The sequence below is a fragment of the Streptomyces sp. CB01201 genome (genome assembly GCF_002803085.1).
In the GTDB taxonomy this organism is placed as follows: Bacteria; Actinomycetota; Actinomycetes; order Streptomycetales; family Streptomycetaceae; genus Streptomyces; species Streptomyces hundungensis.
The window spans coordinates 185141-206617 of sequence record NZ_NNBJ01000011.1 but is presented as its reverse complement, the minus strand read 5'-3'; the positions used below and the strand labels follow the sequence as shown (position 1 = coordinate 206617).

The window sequence follows — 21477 nt, the reverse complement described above, 5'->3', positions numbered from 1 at the left end:
CGACGTGTTCACATCCGTGGACTACTGCCCACCCTTCTGAACGAAGCTTCGCACGAAATCCTCTGCGTTCTCCTCTAGCACGTCGTCGATTTCGTCCAGCACGGAGTCGACGTCGTCCGACAGCTTCTCCTGGCGCTCCTTGAGGTCCTCCGAAGCCTGCGCGTCCTGCGCCTGCTCCTCGACCTCCTCGGTGGAGCGCGTCGCCTTCTGCTGTCCGCCGCCGGTGTCCTTGGTCGCCATCTACCTCACCCCGCTCGGTTCGATGTCCTTGATCAGACCCTACAAGCAGGGTCCGACATCGGCCCCGCGGTTTCTGGAACGTACGGGGCCTACCACTGTGTTTCCCACACCTGCGGTCTTTCAGCCGCCCGAGAGCACCCGCACCAGATCTTCGGCGGTCCGGCACCGGTCGAGCAGCGCCTTCACGTGATTACGCGTTCCGCGAAGGGGTTCCAGGGTTGGCACCCGCTGCAACGAGTCCCGGCCCGGGAGATCGAAGATCACCGAGTCCCAGGACGCCGCCGCGACGTCGTCCGCGTACTGCTCCAGGCAGCGGCCGCGGAAGTAGGCCCTGGTGTCCTCCGGCGGCTGCGTCTGGGCCCGCAGGATGCCGGGGTCGTCCAAGAGGCGCTTCATCTTGCCGCGGGCCACCAGACGGTTGTACAGGCCCTTCTCGGGCCGCACGTCCGCGTACTGGAGGTCCACCAGGTGCAGCCGGGCCGCGTCCCAGTCCAGGCCGTCCCGGCGCCGGTAGCCCTCCATCAGCTCGCGCTTGGCGATCCAGTCGAGCTCTCCCGAGAGGCTCATCGGGTCGTTCTCCAGGCGGTTCAGGACGTCCTCCCAGCGGACCAGGACGTCCTTGGTCTGCTCGTCGGCGTCCGCCCCGAACCGCTCCTCGACGTATTTGCGCGCCAGCTCGAAGTACTCCATCTGGAGCTGGACGGCCGTCAGCGTGCGGCCGCTGCGCAGGGTGACCAGCTGTCGCAGGGTGGGGTCGTGCGAGACCTGGTGGAGGGTGCGGACCGGCTGGTCCACGGCCAGGTCGACGTTGATGAAGCCGTCCTCGATCATGGACAGGACCAGGGAGGTGGTGCCCAGCTTGAGGTAGGTCGAGATCTCCGACAGGTTGGCGTCGCCGATGATGACGTGCAGGCGGCGGTATTTCTCGGCGTCCGCGTGCGGTTCGTCGCGGGTGTTGATGATCGGGCGCTTGAGGGTCGTCTCCAGGCCGACCTCGACCTCGAAGTAGTCGGCCCGCTGGCTGATCTGGAAGCCGTGCTCATGGCCGTCCTGGCCGATGCCGACGCGTCCGGCGCCGGTGATGACCTGGCGCGAGACGAAGAACGGGGTCAGGTGGCGCACGATGTCCGAGAAGGCGGTCTCCCGCTTCATCAGGTAGTTCTCGTGCGTGCCGTACGAGGCGCCCTTGTTGTCGGTGTTGTTCTTGTAGAGGTGGATCGGCTGGGCGCCGGGCAGTTGGGCCGCGCGCTCGGCGGCCTCGGCCATGATGCGCTCGCCGGCCTTGTCCCACAGGACCGCGTCCCGGGGGTTGGTGACCTCCGGCGAGCTGTACTCGGGGTGGGCGTGGTCGACGTAGAGGCGCGCCCCGTTGGTGAGGATGACGTTGGCGAGGCCGATGTCCTCGTCGGTGAGCTGGCTGGAGTCGGCGGCCTCGCGGGCGAGGTCGAAGCCGCGGGCGTCCCGCAGCGGGTTCTCCTCCTCGAAGTCCCAGCGGGCGCGGCGCGCCCGGTGCATCGCCGCCGCGTAGGCGTTGACGATCTGGGACGAGGTGAGCATGGCATTGGCGTTGGGGTGGCCGGGGACGGAGATCCCGTACTCCGTCTCGATGCCCATTACTCGCCGTACGGTCATGCGGCCCTCCTTGCCCGGCGGCGCTCCCCCGCGGGAGCGGCGCTCAAGTACCGCTGGTGTTCCGGTGCGTGTGCGGTGCCCGTCCCCGCACTGCGCGACTCGGCGGTACCGAAGAGCCTAGAACGCCTTTGCGCTGGTGGGGAGATCAATTCCGTCATTGCTCTTGCTCTGTTGGTGGCCTGAAAAGCAGTCGGCTGCGGATGCCCGCCCGGGCACCCGCAGCCGGCCTGCCTTTTACAGGTACTGACCGGTGTTGGCCACCGTGTCGATGGAACGTCCGGTGTCCGCGCCCTGCTTTCCGGTGACAAGGGTGCGGATGAATACGATCCGCTCGCCCTTCTTTCCGGAAATCCGGGCCCAGTCGTCCGGGTTGGTGGTGTTCGGCAGGTCCTCGTTCTCCTTGAACTCGTCCACGCAGGCCTGGAGGAGGTGGGAGATCCGGAGACCCTTCTGGTTCTGGTCGAGGAAGGCCTTGATGGCCATCTTCTTGGCCCGGTCCACGATGTTCTGGATCATGGCGCCGGAGTTGAAGTCCTTGAAGTACAGGACTTCCTTGTCGCCGTTGGCGTACGTGACTTCGAGGAAGCGGTTCTCCTCGGATTCCGCGTACATCTGCTCCACCACGGACTGGATCATCGCGTGGGTGGTGCCGTCCTTGTCGCCGCCGTGCTCGGCGAGGTCGTCGGCGTGCAGCGGCAGCGAGGACCTGAGGTACTTGGCGAAGATGTCCTTCGCCGCCTCCGCGTCCGGACGCTCGATCTTGATCTTCACATCGAGTCGGCCTGGGCGCAGGATCGCGGGGTCGATCATGTCCTCGCGGTTGGAGGCGCCGATGACGATGACGTTCTCCAGGCCCTCCACGCCGTCGATCTCGGCGAGCAGCTGGGGGACGATGGTGTTCTCCACGTCCGAGCTGACGCCGGATCCGCGGGTGCGGAAGAGCGATTCCATCTCGTCGAAGAAGACGATGACGGGGGTGCCCTCGCTCGCCTTCTCCCGGGCACGCTGGAAGACGAGGCGGATGTGCCGCTCGGTCTCACCGACGTACTTGTTGAGGAGCTCGGGGCCCTTGATGTTGAGGAAGTAGCTCTTCCCCGCGGGCTGGCCGGTCACCTCGGCGACCTTCTTGGCAAGGGAGTTGGCGACCGCCTTGGCGATCAGCGTCTTGCCGCATCCCGGCGGGCCGTAGAGCAGGATGCCCTTCGGCGGCCGCAGTTCGTGCTCCTTGAAGAGGTCGGGGTAGAGGTAGGGCAGTTCGACCGCGTCGCGGATCAGCTCGATCTGGTTGCCCAGACCGCCGATCTTGTCGTAGTCGACGTCCGGGACCTCTTCGAGGACGAGTTCCTCGACCTCGCTCTTGGGGACCACTTCGTAGACGTAACCGGACCTGGGTTCCAGCAGGAGCGCATCGCCGGGGCGGATGGTGATGTCCAGGAGGGGCTCGGCGAGCCTCACCACCCGTTCCTCGTCGGTGTGCCCGACCACCAGGGCGCGCTCGCCGTCCTCCAGGATCTCCTTGAGGGTGACGATGTCCCCGGCGCGCTCGAACTCCATGGCCTCGACCACGTTGAGCGCCTCGTTGAGCATGACTTCCTGGCCGCGCCTCAGGTCGTCGAGTTCGACGCTGGGGCTGACGTTCACCCGGAGCTTGCGGCCCCCGGTGAAGATGTCGGCGGTGCCGTCCTCGTTGGACTGCAGGAAGACACCGAAGCCGGCCGGCGGCTGTGCGAGCCGGTCGACCTCCTCCTTGAGGGCCACGATCTGGTCGCGGGCCTCACGGAGGGTGTTGGCGAGCCGCTCGTTCTGCGCGGACACGCCCGCCAGACTGGTCTGCAACTCGACGATCCGCTCTTCGAGAATCCTCGTATGACGCGGCGAGTCGGCGAGCTTGCGTCGCAGGACGGCGATTTCCTGCTCTAGATAGGCAACCTGGCCGGCTGGGTCCTCAGACCCCCGCCCGGGCCGGATGCCGCGGTTGATGTCGTCGTCGTGGGCTGCCACGGTCCTCACCTCCTCCAAGGGGAGCTGGACGCTTCCTGACCCTACCTGGGCTGGTGGTGATTGAAACCCCTAGATCACAAAGACTCTGGGGTGTGTCCGATCTTCACCCTTGCGCTCTCCCTCACGTCAGGGGGATACCCACCCAACAACATCGGAAAGCGGGCGGTTGTTATCGTCGATGGGGTCAACACCCGTCAGGGCTGGCACCGATTGATTCACTCGCGCAGGAACGGCAGGGACATGAACGAGGCTCTCGAAGTCTGGATCGACCAGGACCTGTGCACCGGCGACGGCATCTGCGTCCAGTACGCGCCCGAGGTCTTCGAGCTGGATATCGACGGGCTCGCATATGTGAAGAGCGCCGACGACGAGTTGTTGCAGACGCCCAGGGCCACCACGCCGGTGCCGCTGCCGCTCCTCCAGGACGTCGTGGACTCCGCGAAGGAGTGCCCGGGCGACTGCATTCACGTACGTCGGGTTTCGGACAGCGTCGAGGTCTACGGGCCGGACGCGGAGTGAGCGCGGGGTGACCGGCGGCTACGCGGGCCGGCCCGCTTCATCCGCTTCCTCCGCCCCTTCCACGCGGGGGTTCAGATGCCCAGCGCGTCGGCGCCGGTGGAGCGGACGAACTTCCCGCCCTGCCAGCGCCACTTGACTTCCTGGCGCACGTCGGGCTCGTACCGCGGCACGTCGTCGGACGAGTAGCCGAGCAGGGTCGCCGCCACTGTGCCGCCGCGTATCGCGAAGTCGGTGACGGTCTGCTTGCTCCTGGGGTCGACGAGCGTGGCCACCACGCGGGGCGGGGCTCCGCCGGCCGCCGGCCGCGTCAGGACGTAGACGCCGCTGGGCGGGGTGCCGGCGCCGGCCCGGCAGTGGACGACCGCCACGGTCTCCGGTACGCCGTCGCCGTCGAGGTCGCCCGAGGCCTTCTTCTCGACCACCGAGCCCAGGGGCCCGCAGTCCAGAGGGAACGTCACCGCGCCCGGGTCGGGCGCCGCCGCCGTCGTGAGCTGTGGGTCCCGCTTGTCCGGGGCGCCGGAGGCCTTGGCCGCGTCGGGCGTCAGGAGGCCGGCGAGGGCGACCACGGCGGCCATCGCGGCGGCGGTGGCGATCCAGTGCACGGGGCGGGCGTGGGTGTGCGCGAGCTCAGGGACGGCGGCATTCTGCACGCGGGAGGTCTCCTGTGGAGGGCGGTGCGGGTGGGGGTGGCCAGCATCGTGCCACACGTCACAGGTGGGCGGAATACCGGGGCATCAGGCTCAACGTAAAGGCGCCGCCGCCGAGTTCCCGTGTCGGTCCGGGAACTCGGCGGCGGCGCCGGTTCGTTGTACGAGGCCTGGCCCCAGGACGGTCGTCAGTCCTTGTTGGGGCCCTCGTAGTCGTCGCCGTACGCGCCCTTGGCGGGGCGGCGGCGGCGCATCGGGGGTTCCACGCCGTCCGCGAGGCGGCGGGCGGTCACCAGGAAGCCGGTGTGGCCGATCATCCGGTGGTCGGGGCGTACGGCCAGGCCCTCGACGTGCCAGTTGCGGATCATCGACTCCCACGGCTGCGGCTCGGCGAAGCAGCCGATCTCGCGGATGGACTCGACGGTGCGCGAGAGCTGGGTGGTGGTGGCCACGTAGCAGCACAGGATGCCGCCGGGGACGAGCGCCTTGGAGACGGCGTCCAGGCACTCCCAGGGCGCGAGCATGTCGAGGATGACACGGTCGACCTCGGTGTCCGACAGGTTGTCCTGGAGGTCGCCCACGGTGAGCTGCCAGGCGGGGTGCGGTCCGCCGAAGTAGCGCTCCACGTTCTGCGTGGCGATCTCGGCGAAGTCCTCGCGGCGCTCGTAGGAGTGCAGCATTCCGTGGTCGCCGATGGCGCGCAGCAGGAAGGCGCTCAGCGAGCCCGAGCCGACGCCGGCCTCGACGACGCGGGCGCCGGCGAAGATGTCGGCGAAGGCCAGGATCTGCCCCGCGTCCTTGGGGTAGACCACGGCGGCGCCGCGGGGCATGGACAGGACGAAGTCGGGGAGCAGGGGGCGCAGCGCGAGGTAGGCGACGTTTCCCGTGGTACGGACAACACTGCCCTCGGGAGCACCGATCAGCTCGTCGTGCGGGAAGGAACCCTTGTGGGTGTGGAAATTCTTCCCGGCTTCGAGCGTGAACGTGTAGTGGCGTCCCTTGGGGTCGGTGAGCTGGACCTGGTCCCCGACCTTGAAGGGCCCGCGACGGCGGGCGGCACCGGTCGGTTCGGACATACGACCAGAGTACCGGCCGTTCCAGGTCTCGAACGCCACGGCGGCCGGGCCGTGGTGCCGGGGGCCGGGCCGTGCCCGGGTGCTAGGAGCCGGGGCGTGCCATGGCCGCGACGAAGGCCTTTTCCACGTCGGCCGCGGAGAGCACTCCGTAGATCTCCCCGGTCTCCTCGATGACGAGGTACTCGGTCGCGGGCGTGGCGCGCAGGAGGTCCAGGAGCGGTTCCCCGGCGAGTTCGGCGGGGACGCGCATGCCGTCGGTGAGGTCCTGGGCGAGGCCGCTGACGGCGACCCAGGGGCGGCGGTGTTCGGGGACGCCGACGATGGCGGCCTCGCGGACCAGGGCGGTGGGGTCGCCGTGCCCGTCGACGACGACCAGGGCGCGGGCGCCGGCCTCGTTGGCGCGGCGCAGTGCCTCGGAGAGCGGGGTGGTGGACTCGACGGGGACGGCGCGCCGGGTCAGGGTGCGGGCCCGCAGTTCGGGGAGGTGCTCGCGCAGCCGGGCCATGCGCAGACTGTTGCCCGCGCCGGTCCAGATGATCGCGGCGAGGATGGCGGCGAGCAGCGCGTCGGTGACGGTGTCCATGCCGCTGACCTGGTCGGGCGAGTTGCCGAGCGCCCCGGTCTGGGTGAGCAGGGGCAGTCCGATGAGGACGGTGACGGCGAGCGCCCGGCCGACCCAGGCGGCGGCGATGGTGCCGCTCATGGGCTTGCCGGTGAGCTTCCACACGACGGCGCGGAGCATGCGGCCGCCGTCGAGGGGCAGGCCCGGCAGCAGGTTGAATCCGGCCACGATGAGGTTGGAGACCATCAGGCCGGCCAGCAGCACGCCGGGGACGGTGCCGGGTTCGACGGTCTTCATGCCGAGGTAGAAGACGCCGGACAGGACGAGCGAGAGCAGCGGGCCGACGAAGGCGAGGACGAATTCGCGGCCGGGGGTCTCGGTCTCCTTCTCGATCTCGGAGACGCCGCCGAAGAACTGGAGCTGGATGCGGCGCACGGGCAGCTGGAAGCGGAGGGCCGCGACGGTGTGGGCGAGTTCGTGGACCAGGACCGAGGCGTAGAAGGCCACGGCGAAGAAGAGCGACACGAGGTAGCGGGCCGCGCCGAGTTCGGGCAGGACCCGGTCGAGCTGGCCGCCGAAGACCCAGGTGATGAGGGCCGCGACCAGGAACCAGCTGGGGGCGACGTAGACGGGCACGCCGAAGGGGCGGCCCATCAGGATCCCCCCGCCGGGGCCGGGGCGCGGCTGCTTGCCGTTGCCCGGACCACCGCCTCGGGGGCTCTTGCCCGCCGCGCCGGACTGCGGCCGTCCGCTCTCGCCGCTCTCGCCGCTGTCTTCCACGGGTTCCCTTCGTCGGTACGATGCCTGCTCCGGGGAACCTGACCCGGGGCCCCGGCCGGACTCACTTCGTCCGCCGAATGTTCGCTGCATGGTGCGATGTCACGATCATGCAGGGTGAGGGCGCCTGTCGTCGATGGTATTCCGCTCGCTGTCAGTGGCGGGTCGTAGGGTCTGTGTCATGAGTACGAGTACCGGTGGGGCCGCGGCCGCACAGCAGCCGACGTCGCTGTCGCCGTCGCGTGCGAACGACTTCATGCAGTGCCCGCTGCTCTACCGGTTCCGGGTGATCGACCGGCTGCCCGAGAAGCCGAGCGAGGCCGCCACGCGCGGCACCCTGGTGCACGCCGTTCTGGAGCGGCTCTTCGACGATCCGGCGGCCGAGCGCACCGCGCCGCGCGCCAAGTCGATGATCCCGGGCCAGTGGGACCGGCTGCTCGAATCGAAGCCGGAGCTCACGGAGCTGTTCGCGGAGGATGCCGAGGGCGAGCGGCTGGCGCAGTGGCTGGGCGAGGCCGAGCGGCTGGTGGAGCGCTGGTTCTCGCTGGAGGACCCCACGCGCCTGGAGCCGGTGGAGCGGGAGTTCTTCGTCGAGACGGAGCTGGAGTCGGGGCTGCGGCTGCGCGGGGTCATCGACCGGGTGGATGTGGCGCCGACCGGCGAGGTGCGCATCGTCGACTACAAGACGGGCAAGGCACCCAGGCCGCAGTACGCGGAGGGCGCGCTCTTCCAGATGAAGTTCTACGCGCTGGTGGTGTGGCGCCTCAAGCAGGTCGTGCCGCGCCGGCTCCAGCTGGTGTACCTGGGCAGCGGTGATGTGCTGACGTACGACCCGGTCGAGGCGGACCTGGTGCAGGTGGAGCGGAAGCTGCTCGCGCTGTGGGAGGCGATCCGGCTCGCCACCGAGACGGGCGACTGGCGGCCGCGGCCCACGAAGCTGTGCGGCTGGTGCGACCATCAGGCGGTCTGTCCGGAATTCGGTGGGACTCCCCCGGTATACCCGCTGTCCATCACGGTGGCTTCGGAGTCGGCAGGCTGAGTCGCGCTGCGGACGCCGGCCCGGGTGCTCCCGGGCCGGCGTCCGCCGGGGGTCCCCGCCCGGCCGTGTCCGGCATCGGTGAGCAGGGCAGAATGGGCCCGGTCCAGCAATCTGATGAGGAGTACCCGTGGCGATCCGCGTCCTACTGGTCGACGACCAGCCGCTGCTGCGCACCGGCTTCCGCATGATCCTGGAAGCCGAGCAGGACATCGCGGTGGTCGGTGAGGCCGGTGACGGTCTCCAGGCGCTCGATCAGGTGCGGGCGCTCCAGCCCGATGTGGTCCTCATGGACATCCGGATGCCCCGCATGGACGGGGTGGAGGCGACCCGGCAGATCAGCGGGCCCGGCAAGGACGGCCCGGCGAAGGTGCTGGTCCTGACCACGTTCGACCTGGACGAGTATGTGGTGGAGGCGCTCAAGGCGGGGGCCAGCGGCTTCCTCCTGAAGGACGCGCCCGCCCATGAACTGGTGCAGGCGATCCGGGTGGTCGCGGCCGGCGAGGCGATGCTGGCACCGTCGATCACACGGCGGCTGCTCGACAAGTACGCCGACCATCTGCCGTCCGGCGAGGAGCCGGTGCCGGACACGTTGCACACGCTGACCGACCGCGAGGTCGAGGTCCTGAAGCTGGTCGCCCGCGGGCTGTCCAACGCGGAGATCGCGGCGGATCTGTTCGTCAGCGAGACCACCGTCAAGACGCATGTGGGGCATGTGCTGACGAAGCTGGGGCTGCGGGACCGGGTGCAGGCGGCGGTCTACGCGTACGAGAGTGGGTTGGTTCGGCCCGGCGCACAGTGAGGGGGGTGGCTCCCCGAGGCACCGGGGCTCCGCCCCTCGACCCCGGCTCCTCAAAACGCCGGAGGGGCTTCCTCTGTGCGTCCACCGCAGGTTGTACGTGGCTGGTCGCGCAGTTCCTCGCGCCCCTTGGCGGGGCTGACAGCAGCCACCGTCGCGCCCACGCGGCAGAGCCGCACATGACACAGCCCCGCACCCCTGGGCGAGGCTGACGACAGCTGCCCGCGCGACCGCGCGGCGGGGCAGCCGATGCCGCTGCCCCGCGCCCCCGGCGGGGCAGGCCGCCTCAGCCCTTCTTGATTTCCCAGAAGCGGAAGACCGTTGACGCGTCCAGGGTCCACTCCAGGCCGGTGATGCCGGTGCGGGCGACCGCGTACTGCTTGCCCTGCCACAGCGGGAGGACCGGGAGTTCGTCGGCCACGATGTCCTGGAGCTTGGCGAACTCGCCCTCGGTCGCGGCGCGGTCGGCGGTGGCGGCGGTCGCCGGCAGGATCTCGTCGGTGATCTGCTTGTTCGTGTAGTTGTTGGACAGCACGTTGCCCTTGCCGAAGAACGGCAGGGTGAAGTTGTCCGGGTCCGGATAGTCCGGGATCCAGCCCTTCACGTACACGCCGTACTTGCCGGCCTCGATGTCCTTCTCGTACTGCTTGAACTCGACCGACTTCACATCGGCGTCGAACAGGCCGCTCGCGTTGAGCTGGCCCGCGATCGCCTTCAACTCGTCGTCCGTGGCCGGGCCGTAGCGGCTCGGGGTGGACCACAGGGTCAGCTTCACCTTGCCGCTGATGCCCGCCGAGTGCAGTGCCGCCTTCGCCTTGACCGGGTCGGGGCTGCCCCCGTACTGGTCGAACAGGGCCGTGGTGTGGGCGGTGATGCCGCTGGGGACGACCGAGTACAGCGGGGTCGCCGTGGACGAGTACACATCGCGGACCAGGGCCTCGCGGTCGACGAGGTAGGCGATGGCCTTGCGTACCCCGAGCTTGCCGGCGACCGGGTCCTTCATGTTGAAGACCAGGTCCTGCACCTCGGCGCTGGAGCCCTCGATGACGTTGATGCCCTGCTTGCCCGAGGTCGCCGCGGTCTGGAGCGCGGCCGTGTCCTTCGCCGTGAGGCCTCGGTAGGCGAGGTCGATGTCGCCCTTGTTCAGGGCGGCGGCCAGGCCCTTCTGGTCGCCGTGGAACAGCTTGAGGGTCAGGCCGGAGTTCTTGGCCTTGACCGTGCCCTCGTAGGAGGAGTTCACCGAGAAGACGGCCTGCTGCTCGCCGAAGGAGTCCAGCTTGTAGACGCCGGAGCCCACCGCCTTGCCGTCGGTGCGCAGCTTGTCGGCCGGGTACTCCTTGTGGTCGACGATCGAGCCGGCACCCGAGGCGATCTTGCTCGGGAAGGTGGCGTCCGGGACCTTGAGGTGGAAGACGACCGTCTTCGCGTCCGGGGTGTCGACCTTGCCGAGCGTGACGAGCATCGGCGCCGGTCCGCTGGCGTCGTTGATCTTCAGCACGCGCTCGAAGGAGTACTTGACGTCCGCGGAGGTCAGCGGGTCACCGTTGCTGAACTTGAGCCCGGGCCGCAGGGTGCAGCGGTAGACCGTGGAGCCGCCCCGGTCGAAGCCGCAGCTCTGCGCCGCCTCGGGCTGCGGCGTCGTGCTGCCCTTGGGGAAGCTGAGCAGGGACTGGAAGACGTTGTTGAAAAGCAGCCACGAGCCCGGGTCGTAGCCGGAGGCCGGGTCGGTGGCCAGGATGTCGTCGGACATCCCCATGACCACGGAACCGCCGCCGCCGGAGGCGGCCCCGCCGCTCTGCTGCGTCCCACAGCCACTCACGAGACCGGCTGCCACCCCCGCCGCGAGCGGGGCGGTCAGCCATCGGTTTCGTATCTTCACCTGCACGTGCCTCACAGTCCTGCTGATGGAAATGTCCGGGCGCGCCAAGGAACCGCGCCCGGGTCCTGCGTTACTTCTTGCCGCGCGCGAGTTCCCACAGCTGTAGGTCGGACGAGGAGTTGATGGCCCACTCGGTGCCGGTGATGTCGGTGCGGGCCGCGACGTACTGCTTGCCCTGCCACAGCGGGATGACCGGGACGTCGCTCGCGACGATGTCCTGGATCTGCTCGAACGGCTTCGCCGCCTGGTTGCGGTCGGCGGCGACCCGCGACTGCGGGATCAGGGTGTTGCGGATGTCGGTGCTGACGTACGGCGTGTTGAGGAAGTTGTCCTTGCCGAAGAACGGGGCGACGAAGTTGTCCGGGTCCGGGAAGTCGGGGAACCAGCCGAGGCCGTAGACCGCGTACTCGCCCTTCTTCTGCGCGGGGCGGAACTTGGACCACTCGGTGCCCTGGATCGTCGTGCTGAACAGGCCGGTGGCGTTCAGCTGCGCCGAGAGGTTCTTGAACTCCTCCTCGGTGATCGAACCGTAGTGGTCCTTGGTGTAGTTGAGGGTGAGCTTGACCGGCGTCGAGATGTTGGCGCTCTTCAGGATGTTCTGCGCCTTGGCCTTGCTGGCCTCGCCGTACTTGTTGAAGAACGAGTTGGTGTGACCGGCGATCGAGGTCGGGATCAGCGAGTAGAGCGGCTCGGCGGTCTGCCCGTACACCTTGCTCACCAGCTGGTTGCGGTCGATGGCCTGGGCCATCGCCTGGCGCACCGCCTTGTTCTTCACCGACGGGTCGTCGGTGTTGAAGGCGAGGTAGCGGATCTCCAGGCCGGGCATCTCGACCAGGTTGACGTCCTTGCTCGGGCTGACCTGCATCTGCTGGATCTGCCCGGGCGTCATGGCGCGCGCCATCAGGTCGATGTCGCCCTTGGCGAGCGCGGTGCCCATGGCCTCGGCGGTCGGGAAGGAGCGCAGCTCGACCTTGTCGTTCGCGAGCTTCACATCGCCCTTGTAGTTCGGGTTCTTGGTGAAGGTGAACTTCTCGACCTGCTCGCCCTTGACGTCCGCCTTCATCGTGTACGGCCCGGAGCCGTCCATCTCGAAGCCGTCGCGGAGCTTCTTGGGCTGGTACTTGTCCTTCTGCACGATCCCCGCGGCGGGCGTCGCGAGCTTGTACGGGAAGGTGGCGTCCGGCGTCTTGAGGTGGAAGACGATCTCGGCGTCGCCCTTGGTCTCCATCGTGTCGATGTTGTCCAGGAGACCGGAGGGGCCGTTGTCGTCCTTGATGTCGAGCACGCGCTGGATCGAGTACTTCACGTCGTTGGCGGTCATCTTGGTGCCGTCGGCGAACTCAAGCCCGCTGCGCAGGGTGCAGCGGTAGCTCTCGTTCTCCTTGTCGGTGAAGTTGCACGCCGAGGCGGCGTCCGGGACGGGCAGACCGCCGCCGCGCGGCACGTGGACCAGCGACTGCGTGGTCTGCCGCATCACGTTCCAGATGCCGGTCTCGTAGGCGTGGGCCGGGTCGAAGGGAGCAGGCGCGTCCTTGGTCGCCACGAACTGGTCCGTGGTGCCCACGACGATGGTCTTCCCGCCGCTTCCCCCGCTCTCCGATCCGCCGCAGGCGGCGAGTACGGGAGCGAGCAGGCCCACTACGGCCGGCAGCACCAAAGTCTTGCGGTTCATCCTGGACGATCTCCCTTGTCCGGCACTTTGGGGTACGGCTCTGTACGGGACACTCCGCCGCGTCCGCCCGTTCGGGGCGGGGCGATCGGGCCGGGTTTGTGCGATCGGACCTGCGCTTCCCGTCCACTGGGTGTGCGGCGGGGCAGATGAGGATGCGGCGAAGTTCTCGGACGAGATTAGTGCTCGCCGCCCGTAAAGCTGGAACTGGCTCTGGTGCACGGGGAATCAATCCGTCCGCACCAATAGCGGCCCACCGATATCGAGGTGCCGGAATGTTTCGTACACCGGATCACCAATCGGGACACAAGGGCGCCCTCAGGGGCCCTGGAGTGCCCGGACGGGGCCGTCGGGAGCCGTCCGCCGGGTGACGAACGTCACCCCGTGGGCCTCTTTGACGGGGCGTGAATTCGATCTCGGAGGTCACGGAAAATGAACGCGCGGCTGCGATGAGTTTCTACCGTATTCAACGGCACACGCTAGGTGAACAGATCAGTTCAGGCGTGTGATCAAAGTGCGGAGAAAAGCCAGGTCGACCTCTTCGAGCGAGCCGACCACGACCCGGCCCTCGGCGGCGGCGATCGGGGCGACGGAGGGCACCGCGACCACCCGGCAGCCGGCCGCCTCGGCGGCGGCGACGCCGGTGGCGGTGTCCTCCACGACGGCGCAGCGGGCCGGGTCGGCGCCGAGCCCGCGGGCCGCGACCAGGTACGGGTCGGGGTGCGGCTTGGTGCGGGGAACTTCGTCGCCGGCGACGGTCAGGGCGAAGTGGGACGGGCCGAGCGAGTGCACGATCTTGTCGATGATGCGGCGGTGCGAGGCGGAGACGAGGGCGGTGGGGATGCCGTGCTCGGCCAGCTCGCCGAGCAGCCGGGCGGCGCCCGGCATCAGCGGCACCCCACGGGAGATCCGGGCCTCGAAGCGGTCGTTGAGCAGTACGGTCAGCTCGGCCAGGGTGATGTCGGCGCCGGTGGCCTCGATGAGGAAGCCCGCGCTGCGCGTCATGGGCCCGCCCACCACGATGTCCCGCCACGACTCGTCCAGGACGTGCCCGAGGGCCGCGAAGGCCTCGCGCTCGGCGTCCCACCAGAAGCCCTCGGTGTCGACGAGCGTGCCGTCCATGTCGAGGAAGACGGCCTGGAGCGCGGAGCCTTCGGCCGTCAGAGTCATGGCTGTGGGGACCGTACTGGTCATCGGCACACCTCCTGAAGGGACGAGAAGGCCGGTCGCCTTCCCCAGTGGGGAGAAGCGACCGGCCTTTTACTGGGCCGACCAGTGTACGTCCGGTCCGCTGAACGTGCGCTGAATTAACCGGGGCGCTTGGTCATCGGGCGTTGAAGTACTTGGCTTCGGGGTGGTGGATGACGATGGCGTCGGTGGACTGCTCGGGGTGGAGCTGGAACTCCTCGGAGAGGTGGACGCCGATCCGCTCCGGTTGCAGCAACTCGGCGATCTTGGCGCGGTCCTCCAGGTCGGGGCAGGCCCCGTAGCCGAGCGAGAAGCGCGCGCCGCGGTACTTGAGCGCGAACATGTCCTCCACCTCGGCGGGGTCCTCGCCCGCGAAGCCGAGTTCGGAGCGCACCCGCGCGTGCCAGTACTCGGCGAGCGCCTCGGCCAACTGGACGGACAGGCCGTGCAGTTCGAGGTAGTCGCGGTAGGCGTTGGCCTCGAACAGCTTGGCCGTCTCCTCGCCGATCCGGGAGCCGACGGTGACGACCTGGAGGCCGACCACGTCCACCTCGCCGGACTCCTCCGGGCGGAAGAAGTCCGCCAGGCACAGGCGCCGGCCGCGGCGCTGGCGCGGGAAGGTGAAGCGGGTGCGCTCGCTGCCGTCCTCGTTGAGCAGGATCAGGTCGTCGCCCTTGGACACGCACGGGAAGTAGCCGTGCACGACGGCCGCCTCCAGGAGGCCCTCGGTGTGCAGCTTGTCGAGCCAGCCGCGCAGGTGCGGACGGCCCTCGGTCTCCACCAGCTCCTCGTAGCTGGGCCCGCCCTTGCGGGCCTCCTTCAGACCCCACTGGCCCTTGAAGAGGGCGCCCTCGTCCAGCCAGGACGCGTACTCCTTGAGCGGGATGCCCTTGACGACGCGGGTGCCCCAGAACGGCGGGGTGGGCACCGGGTTGTCGACGGCCACGTCCGAGCGCACCGAGCCCTCGGGCTCCTCGGCCTCCAGGACCGGTGTGTCCCGCTTGGGCACCCGGCGCTGCTTGAGCTCGGGCAGTACGGCTCCGGGCACGCCGCGCTTGACGCCGATCAGGGCGTCCATGAGCCGCAGGCCCTCGAACGCGTCGCGGGCGTAGCGGACTTCGCCCTCGTAGATCTCGTGCAGGTCCTGCTCGACGTAGGCCCGGGTCAGGGCCGCGCCGCCGAGGATGACCGGGTAGTCGGCCGCCAGCTTGCGCTGGTTCAGCTCCTCCAGGTTCTCCTTCATGATCACGGTCGACTTGACCAGGAGGCCGGACATGCCGATGACGTCGGCGCGGTGCTCCTCGGCGGCTTCCAGGATCGCGGAGACGGGCTGCTTGATGCCGAGGTTGACGACGTTGTAGCCGTTGTTGGACAGGATGATGTCGACGAGGTTCTTGCCGATGTCGTGGACGTCGCCGCGCACGGTGGCCAGCACGATCGTGCCCTTGCCCTCCGCGTCCGACTTCTCCATGTGCGGCTCCAGATGGGCCACCGCCGACTTCATGACCTCGGCGGACTGGAGCACGAACGGCAGCTGCATCTGGCCGGAGCCGAACAGCTCGCCGACCACCTTCATGCCTTCGAGCAGGGTGTTGTTCACGATGTCGAGGGCGGGGGTGGTCCCGAGCGCCTCGTCGAGGTCGGCCTCCAGGCCGTTCTTCTCGCCGTCGATGATGCGGCGCTGGAGCCGCTCGTCCAGCGGCAGCGCCAGGAGCTCCTCGGCCTTGCCGGCCTTCATCGACTTCATGTTGACGCCCTCGAAGAGCTCCATGAGCTTTTGCAGGGGGTCGTAGCCCTCGGCGCGGCGGTCGTAGATCAGGTCGAGGGCGACCTTGACCTGCTCCTCCTCCAGGCGCGCGATCGGCAGGATCTTGGAGGCGTGCACGATGGCCGAGTCCAGGCCCGCCTTGACGCACTCGTCGAGGAACACGGAGTTGAGGACGACCCGGGCCGCGGGGTTGAGGCCGAAGGAGATGTTGGACAGGCCGAGCGTGGTCTGCACGTCGGGGTGGCGGCGCTTGAGCTCGCGGATCGCCCCGATGGTGGCGATGCCGTCGCCGCGCGACTCCTCCTGGCCGGTGCAGATGGTGAAGGTCAGGGTGTCGATGAGGATGTCCGACTCGTGCACCCCCCAGTTCCCGGTCAGGTCCGCGATCAGCCGCTCGGCGATGGCGACCTTGTGCTCGACGGTGCGGGCCTGGCCCTCCTCGTCGATGGTCAGCGCGATCAGCGCGGCGCCGTGCTCGACGGCGAGCTTGGTGACCTTGGCGAACCTCGACTCGGGTCCGTCGCCGTCCTCGTAGTTGACGGAGTTGATGACCGCGCGCCCGCCCAGCTTCTCCAACCCGGCCTGGATGACCGGGAGTTCGGTCGAGTCGAGCACGATGGGCAGGGTGGAGGCGGTCGCGAAGCGGCCGGCCAGCTCGGCCATGTCGGCCACCCCGTCGCGGCCCACGTAGTCGACGCAGAGGTCGAGCAGGTGGGCGCCCTCGCGGATCTGGTCGCGGGCCATCTCCACGCAGTCGTCCCAGCGGCCCTCCAGCATGGCCTCGCGAAACTTCTTCGAGCCGTTGGCGTTCGTGCGCTCGCCGATGGCCAGGTACGAGGTGTCCTGGCGGAACGGCACGGTCTGGTAGAGCGAGGCCGCGCCCGGCTCCGGGCGCGGGTTCCGCTCGCCGGGCACGCTGCCGCGCACCCGCTCGACGACCTGCCGCAGGTGCTCCGGGGTCGTACCGCAGCAGCCGCCCACCAGGGACAGGCCGTAGTCGCGGACGAAGTTCTCCTGCGCGTCCGCCAGGCCCTCGGGGTCGAGCGGGAAGTGGGCGCCGTCCTTGGTCAGGACGGGCAGACCGGCGTTGGGCATGCAGAGCAGCGGGATCCGCGAGTGCCGGGTCAGATAGCGCAGGTGCTCGCTCATCTCGGCGGGGCCGGTCGAGCAGTTCAGGCCGATCATGTCCACGCCGAGGGGTTCGAGCGCGGTCAGCGCCGCGCCGATCTCGGAGCCGAGCAGCATCGTGCCGGTCGTCTCGAAGGCGAGGGAGACGACGAGGGGCATGTCGACGCCGGCCGCCGCCATGGCGCGGCGGGCGCCGAGGATCGCGGACTTGGTCTGGAGCAGGTCCTGGGTGGTCTCGACGATCAGGGCGTCCGCGCCGCCCGCGATCAGGCCCTCGGCGTTCGCCTGGAAGCCGTCGCGCAGCGTGGGGTAGCCGATGTGGCCCAGGGTCGGCAGCTTGGTGCCGGGGCCGATGGAGCCGAGCACCCAGCGCTGCTGCCCGGTGGAAGCGGTGAACTCGTCGGCCACCTCGCGGGCGATGCGGGCGCCCGCCTCCGACAGCTCGTGCACCCGCTCGGGGATGTCGTACTCGCTCATCGCCGTGTGGTTGGCGCCGAAGGTATTGGTCTCCACACAGTCCACACCGACCGCGAAGTAGGCCTCGTGGACCGTGCGCACGATGTCGGGGCGGGTCACGTTCAGGACCTCGTTGCAGCCCTCAAGGTCCTGGAAGTCCTCCAGGGTGGGATCCTGCGCCTGAAGCATCGTGCCCATCGCACCGTCGGCCACCACCACCCGGGTGGCGAGCGCCTCACGGAGGGCGTCGATTCGGGTCCGGCTGTCAGCGGAAGGGGTCGGCAACGAGGCCATGGATGTACTCCCTGGAGTGCGACGGCTGTCGGCTTTGCGCCGTCCGGCAGGAGGGCGCACGCGGCCAGCCTAACCGGGCGGCCCCGGGCCGCGCGCGGGTGTATCAGGGGGCGGACGTTCGGGAGCGGCCCGCGCGCACCCGTCCCGAACGGGCGGGAGGGGCAGCGGCCACGGTGACACGAGGTCGACAACGGCCGATACTGTTCAGCATTGTCGAACCAGTCATGTCGGAACCGGCCGCGCGAGAAGCGGCAGCCGGTTCAGCAGTGCCGAAAGGGAGGGAGCGCGATGGCGCGCAACATCCAGTCGCTCGAACGGGCGGCGGCCATGCTGCGGCTGCTCGCGGGGGGCGAGCGGCGGCTCGGCCTGTCCGACGTGGCCTCCTCGCTGGGCCTGGCCAAGGGCACCGCGCACGGAATCCTGCGCACCCTTCAGGCCGAGGGCTTCGTGGAGCAGGACCCGGCCTCCGGCCGCTACCAGCTGGGCGCCGAGCTGCTGCGCCTGGGCAACAGCTATCTGGACGTCCATGAGCTGCGGGCCCGCGCCCTGGTGTGGACGGACGACCTGGCGCGGTCCAGTGGCGAGAGCGTGTACGTGGGGGTGCTGCACCAGCAGGGCGTGCTGATCATGCACCACGTCTTCCGGCCCGACGACAGCCGCCAGGTGCTGGAGGTGGGCGCCATGCAGCCGCTGCACTCCACGGCGCTGGGCAAGGTGCTCTCCGCGTACGACCCGGTGGCGCACACCGAGGCCGTGGACAACGCGCACGAGGCGTTCACGCCGCGCACGGTCACCTCGGCCGACGGTTTCGAGGAGCTGCTGGCGCTGACCCGGGCGCGCGGCTGGGGCGCGGACGTCGAGGAGACCTGGGTGGGCGTCGCCTCGGTGGCCGCCCCGATCCACGACCGCCGCAGGATGCCGGTCGGCGCGGTGGGCGTCACGGGCGCGGTGGAGCGCGTCTGCAAGGAGGGCGAGGTGCGGCCGGACCTGGTGGCCGCGGTACGCGACTGCGCCCGCGCGGTCTCGCGCGACCTGGGCGCCGGGCGCTTCTAGCGCCTCCCCCGGGGCGCCCGGTGGGCCGCACGACGCACTGCCGGCCCCCGCACGACCCGGAGGGCCCGCCCCGGTGCCGCACCGCCGACGAGCCCCGTCCGGGGCCTGCGCGAGCACCTCAAGTTGCCCCTGGGCCCGGGTCGGCGTTTGGTGGTTCGTACCACCTGGTAACGATCGGGATTCCAGTCACACAAGTATTGACGTGCAGTTAACCCGAGGGCAAAACTGCCGTTCAGCGGTCGGCATTGTCGAACACCTACCGGCAATACGAGTTAGAGTGTGACAACGCCAAGGGCCGGCAGCTCTCAACCTTGAGGGCGCGGAACACCGGAGGGACCCGGTGCTCTGCCTGTTGGGGTTTCCCCCCTGGACGAAGGACAAAGGAGTCGCGGATGTCCAGCCACGACATCTTCATCGGCGAGACCATCGGTACCGCCATACTGATCCTGCTGGGCGGTGGCGTGTGTGCCGCCGTCACCCTGAAGCGTTCGAAGGCCCGTAACGCCGGCTGGCTCGCGATCACCTTCGGGTGGGGCTTCGCGGTGCTGACCGGCGCCTACATCTCGGCCCCGCTCTCGGGCGCCCACCTCAACCCCGCGGTGACCCTGGGTCTCGCGATCGAGGGCGGCACCAAGTGGAGCGACGTCCCCGTGTACCTCGGCGGACAGATCCTCGGCGCCATGATCGGCGCGGTGCTCGTGTGGCTCGCCTACTACGGCCAGTTCCACGCCCATCTGACCGACCCCGAGATCGTCGGCGAGGGCGAGGGCAAGTCCGTCGAGGCCCGTGAGAACGCGGCGGGCCCCGTGCTCGGTGTCTTCTCGACCGGTCCGGAGATCCGCAACGTGGTGCAGAACCTCGTCACGGAGATCATCGCCACGTTCGTCCTGGTGCTCGCGATCCTGACCCAGGGCCTGAACGGCGACGGCAAGGGCCTCGGTGTGATCGGTGTCCTCATCACCGCGCTCGTCGTGGTCGGCATCGGCCTCTCGATCGGTGGCCCGACCGGCTACGCCATCAACCCGGTCCGTGACCTCGGCCCGCGCATCGTGCACTCCCTGCTTCCGCTGCCCAACAAGGGCGGCTCGGACTGGAGCTACGCGTGGATCCCGGTCGTCGGCCCGCTGATCGGCGGCGCGATCGCCGGTGGCCTCTACAACATCGCCTTCGCCTGACGAGACACGACGCGACGCCCCCCTTCGGACTTTTCCAGGAGCACCCATGAGCGACATCCACTCCACCGGCCCCTTCATCGCGGCCATCGACCAGGGCACCACCTCCAGCCGCTGCATCGTCTTCGACAAGGACGGCCGGATCGTCTCGGTCGAGCAGAAGGAGCACGAGCAGATCTTCCCGAAGCCGGGCTGGGTCGAGCACGACGCCAACGAGATCTGGACCAACGTCCAGGAGGTCGTGGCCGGCGCGATCGAGAAGGCGGGCATCACCGCCGCCGACGTCAAGGCGATCGGCATCACCAACCAGCGTGAGACCACGCTGATGTGGGACAAGAACACCGGCGAGCCCGTGCACAACGCGCTGGTCTGGCAGGACACCCGGACCGACGCGCTCTGCCGCGAGCTCGGCCGCAACGTCGGCCAGGACCGCTTCCGCCGCCAGACCGGTCTGCCGCTCGCCTCCTACTTCGCGGGCCCGAAGGTGCGCTGGCTGCTCGACAACGTCGAGGGGCTGCGCGAGCGCGCCGAGCGGGGCGACATCCTCTTCGGCACCATGGATTCCTGGGTCATCTGGAACCTGACCGGCGGCACCGACGGCGGTGTGCACGTCACCGACGTCACCAACGCCTCGCGCACGCTCCTGATGAACCTGCACGACATGGCGTGGGACGAGAAGATCCTGCACTCCATGGACATCCCGGCGGCCGTGCTGCCCGAGATCCGCTCCTCCGCCGAGGTGTACGGGCACGCCAAGGGCGGCGTCCTGGACGGCATCCCCGTCGCGTCCGCGCTCGGCGACCAGCAGGCGGCGCTGTTCGGCCAGACCTGCTTCTCCGAGGGCGAGGCCAAGTCCACCTACGGCACCGGCACCTTCATGCTGATGAACACCGGTGACAAGCCCGTCAACTCCTACAACGGCCTGCTGACGACGGTCGGTTACCAGATCGGCGACCAGAAGCCGGTCTACGCGCTCGAAGGCTCCATCGCCGTCACCGGCTCGCTCGTCCAGTGGATGCGCGACCAGATGGGCATGATCAAGACCGCCGCCGAGATCGAGACGCTCGCCTCCTCCGTCGAGGACAACGGCGGCGCCTACTTCGTGCCGGCCTTCTCCGGCCTGTTCGCCCCGTACTGGCGCCCCGACGCCCGCGGCGTGATCGCCGGTCTGACCCGGTACGTCACCAAGGCGCACATCGCGCGCGCCGTCCTGGAGGCCACCGCCTGGCAGACCCGCGAGATCAGCGACGCCATGACGAAGGACTCCGGCGTCGAGCTGACCGCGCTGAAGGTCGACGGCGGCATGACCTCCAACAACCTGCTGATGCAGACCCTCTCGGACTTCCTGGACGCGCCGGTCGTGCGTCCGATGGTCGCCGAGACCACCTGCCTCGGCGCCGCCTACGCCGCCGGCCTGGCCGTCGGCTTCTGGCCGGACACCGACGCGCTGCGCGCCAACTGGCGCCGGGCGGCGGAATGGACCCCTCGCATGGACGCGGACAGGCGCGACAGCGAGTACAAGAGCTGGCTCAAGGCCGTAGAGCGGACCATGGGCTGGATCGAGGACGAGGAGTAATTCGA

At 69.2% G+C, this 21477-nt stretch carries 16 protein-coding genes; 6 read left to right on the top strand and 10 right to left on the bottom strand.

Going from position 1 to position 21477, the window contains the following annotated elements; genetic code table 11:
* Positions 1–21: 21 nt before the first annotated feature.
* The 3 genes from CG740_RS22760 to arc form a co-directional block, all read right to left on the bottom strand.
* Positions 22–240, bottom strand: a complete 219-nt coding sequence (locus CG740_RS22760; RefSeq protein WP_016325855.1) for a ubiquitin-like protein Pup — start codon at positions 238–240, stop codon at positions 22–24.
* A 120-nt stretch (positions 241–360) separates the two neighbouring features.
* Positions 361–1872 (bottom strand): depupylase/deamidase Dop, encoded by a 1512-nt coding sequence (gene dop, locus CG740_RS22755; protein ID WP_100577082.1) that lies wholly within the window; start codon positions 1870–1872, stop codon positions 361–363.
* 234 nt (positions 1873–2106) lie between these two features.
* On the bottom strand, positions 2107–3873 hold the full coding sequence (arc, locus tag CG740_RS22750) for a proteasome ATPase (RefSeq protein ID WP_100577081.1): 1767 nt from the start codon (positions 3871–3873) through the stop codon (positions 2107–2109).
* A 240-nt stretch (positions 3874–4113) separates the two neighbouring features.
* On the opposite strand from arc, the gene CG740_RS22745 reads away from it, so the two are divergent.
* Positions 4114–4392, top strand: coding sequence for a ferredoxin (locus tag CG740_RS22745; protein ID WP_100577080.1), 279 nt, complete (start codon positions 4114–4116; stop codon positions 4390–4392).
* 71 nt (positions 4393–4463) lie between these two features.
* On the opposite strand, the gene CG740_RS22740 is transcribed toward CG740_RS22745, so the two are convergent.
* The 3 genes from CG740_RS22740 to CG740_RS22730 form a co-directional block, all read right to left on the bottom strand.
* A complete protein-coding gene (locus CG740_RS22740; RefSeq protein ID WP_100577079.1) occupies positions 4464–5042 on the bottom strand; it encodes a hypothetical protein in 579 nt (192 codons plus the stop codon).
* 185 nt (positions 5043–5227) lie between these two features.
* Positions 5228–6115: a tRNA (adenine-N1)-methyltransferase gene (locus CG740_RS22735; RefSeq protein WP_100577078.1), complete on the bottom strand. Its 888-nt coding sequence runs from the start codon at positions 6113–6115 to the stop codon at positions 5228–5230.
* Positions 6116–6197: 82 nt separating this feature from the next.
* On the bottom strand, positions 6198–7457 hold the full coding sequence (locus CG740_RS22730; protein WP_100577077.1) for a site-2 protease family protein: 1260 nt from the start codon (positions 7455–7457) through the stop codon (positions 6198–6200).
* 178 nt (positions 7458–7635) lie between these two features.
* On the opposite strand from CG740_RS22730, the gene CG740_RS22725 reads away from it, so the two are divergent.
* Positions 7636–8493: a RecB family exonuclease gene (locus tag CG740_RS22725; protein WP_229892868.1), complete on the top strand. Its 858-nt coding sequence runs from the start codon at positions 7636–7638 to the stop codon at positions 8491–8493.
* Between the two features lie 127 nt (positions 8494–8620).
* Entirely contained in the window at positions 8621–9292 is a 672-nt protein-coding gene (locus CG740_RS22720) for a response regulator (RefSeq protein WP_100577075.1), read from the top strand.
* Positions 9293–9575: 283 nt separating this feature from the next.
* Here CG740_RS22720 and CG740_RS22715 read toward each other — a convergent pair whose 3' ends face one another.
* The 4 genes from CG740_RS22715 to metH form a co-directional block, all read right to left on the bottom strand.
* Positions 9576–11168 (bottom strand): ABC transporter substrate-binding protein, encoded by a 1593-nt coding sequence (locus CG740_RS22715; RefSeq protein WP_100577401.1) that lies wholly within the window; start codon positions 11166–11168, stop codon positions 9576–9578.
* A gap of 70 nt (positions 11169–11238) precedes the next feature.
* The gene (locus tag CG740_RS22710; protein WP_100577074.1) at positions 11239–12840 is read right to left on the bottom strand and encodes an ABC transporter substrate-binding protein; all 1602 of its coding nucleotides are present in this window, start codon (positions 12838–12840) and stop codon (positions 11239–11241) included.
* A 489-nt stretch (positions 12841–13329) separates the two neighbouring features.
* On the bottom strand, positions 13330–14031 hold the full coding sequence (locus tag CG740_RS22705; RefSeq protein ID WP_100577073.1) for an HAD family hydrolase: 702 nt from the start codon (positions 14029–14031) through the stop codon (positions 13330–13332).
* A 130-nt stretch (positions 14032–14161) separates the two neighbouring features.
* On the bottom strand, positions 14162–17671 hold the full coding sequence (metH, locus tag CG740_RS22700) for a methionine synthase (RefSeq protein WP_100577072.1): 3510 nt from the start codon (positions 17669–17671) through the stop codon (positions 14162–14164).
* A 288-nt stretch (positions 17672–17959) separates the two neighbouring features.
* Here metH and CG740_RS22695 point away from each other — a divergent pair, with 288 nt between their 5' ends.
* The 3 genes from CG740_RS22695 to glpK all read left to right on the top strand — a co-directional run bounded on the left by CG740_RS22695 (position 17960) and on the right by glpK (position 21472).
* Positions 17960–18724 (top strand): IclR family transcriptional regulator, encoded by a 765-nt coding sequence (locus CG740_RS22695; protein ID WP_100577071.1) that lies wholly within the window; start codon positions 17960–17962, stop codon positions 18722–18724.
* 392 nt (positions 18725–19116) lie between these two features.
* Positions 19117–19899 (top strand): MIP/aquaporin family protein, encoded by a 783-nt coding sequence (locus CG740_RS22690; protein WP_100577070.1) that lies wholly within the window; start codon positions 19117–19119, stop codon positions 19897–19899.
* Positions 19900–19945: 46 nt separating this feature from the next.
* Entirely contained in the window at positions 19946–21472 is a 1527-nt protein-coding gene (gene glpK / locus CG740_RS22685; RefSeq protein WP_100577069.1) for a glycerol kinase GlpK, read from the top strand.
* Positions 21473–21477: the final 5 nt, after the last annotated feature.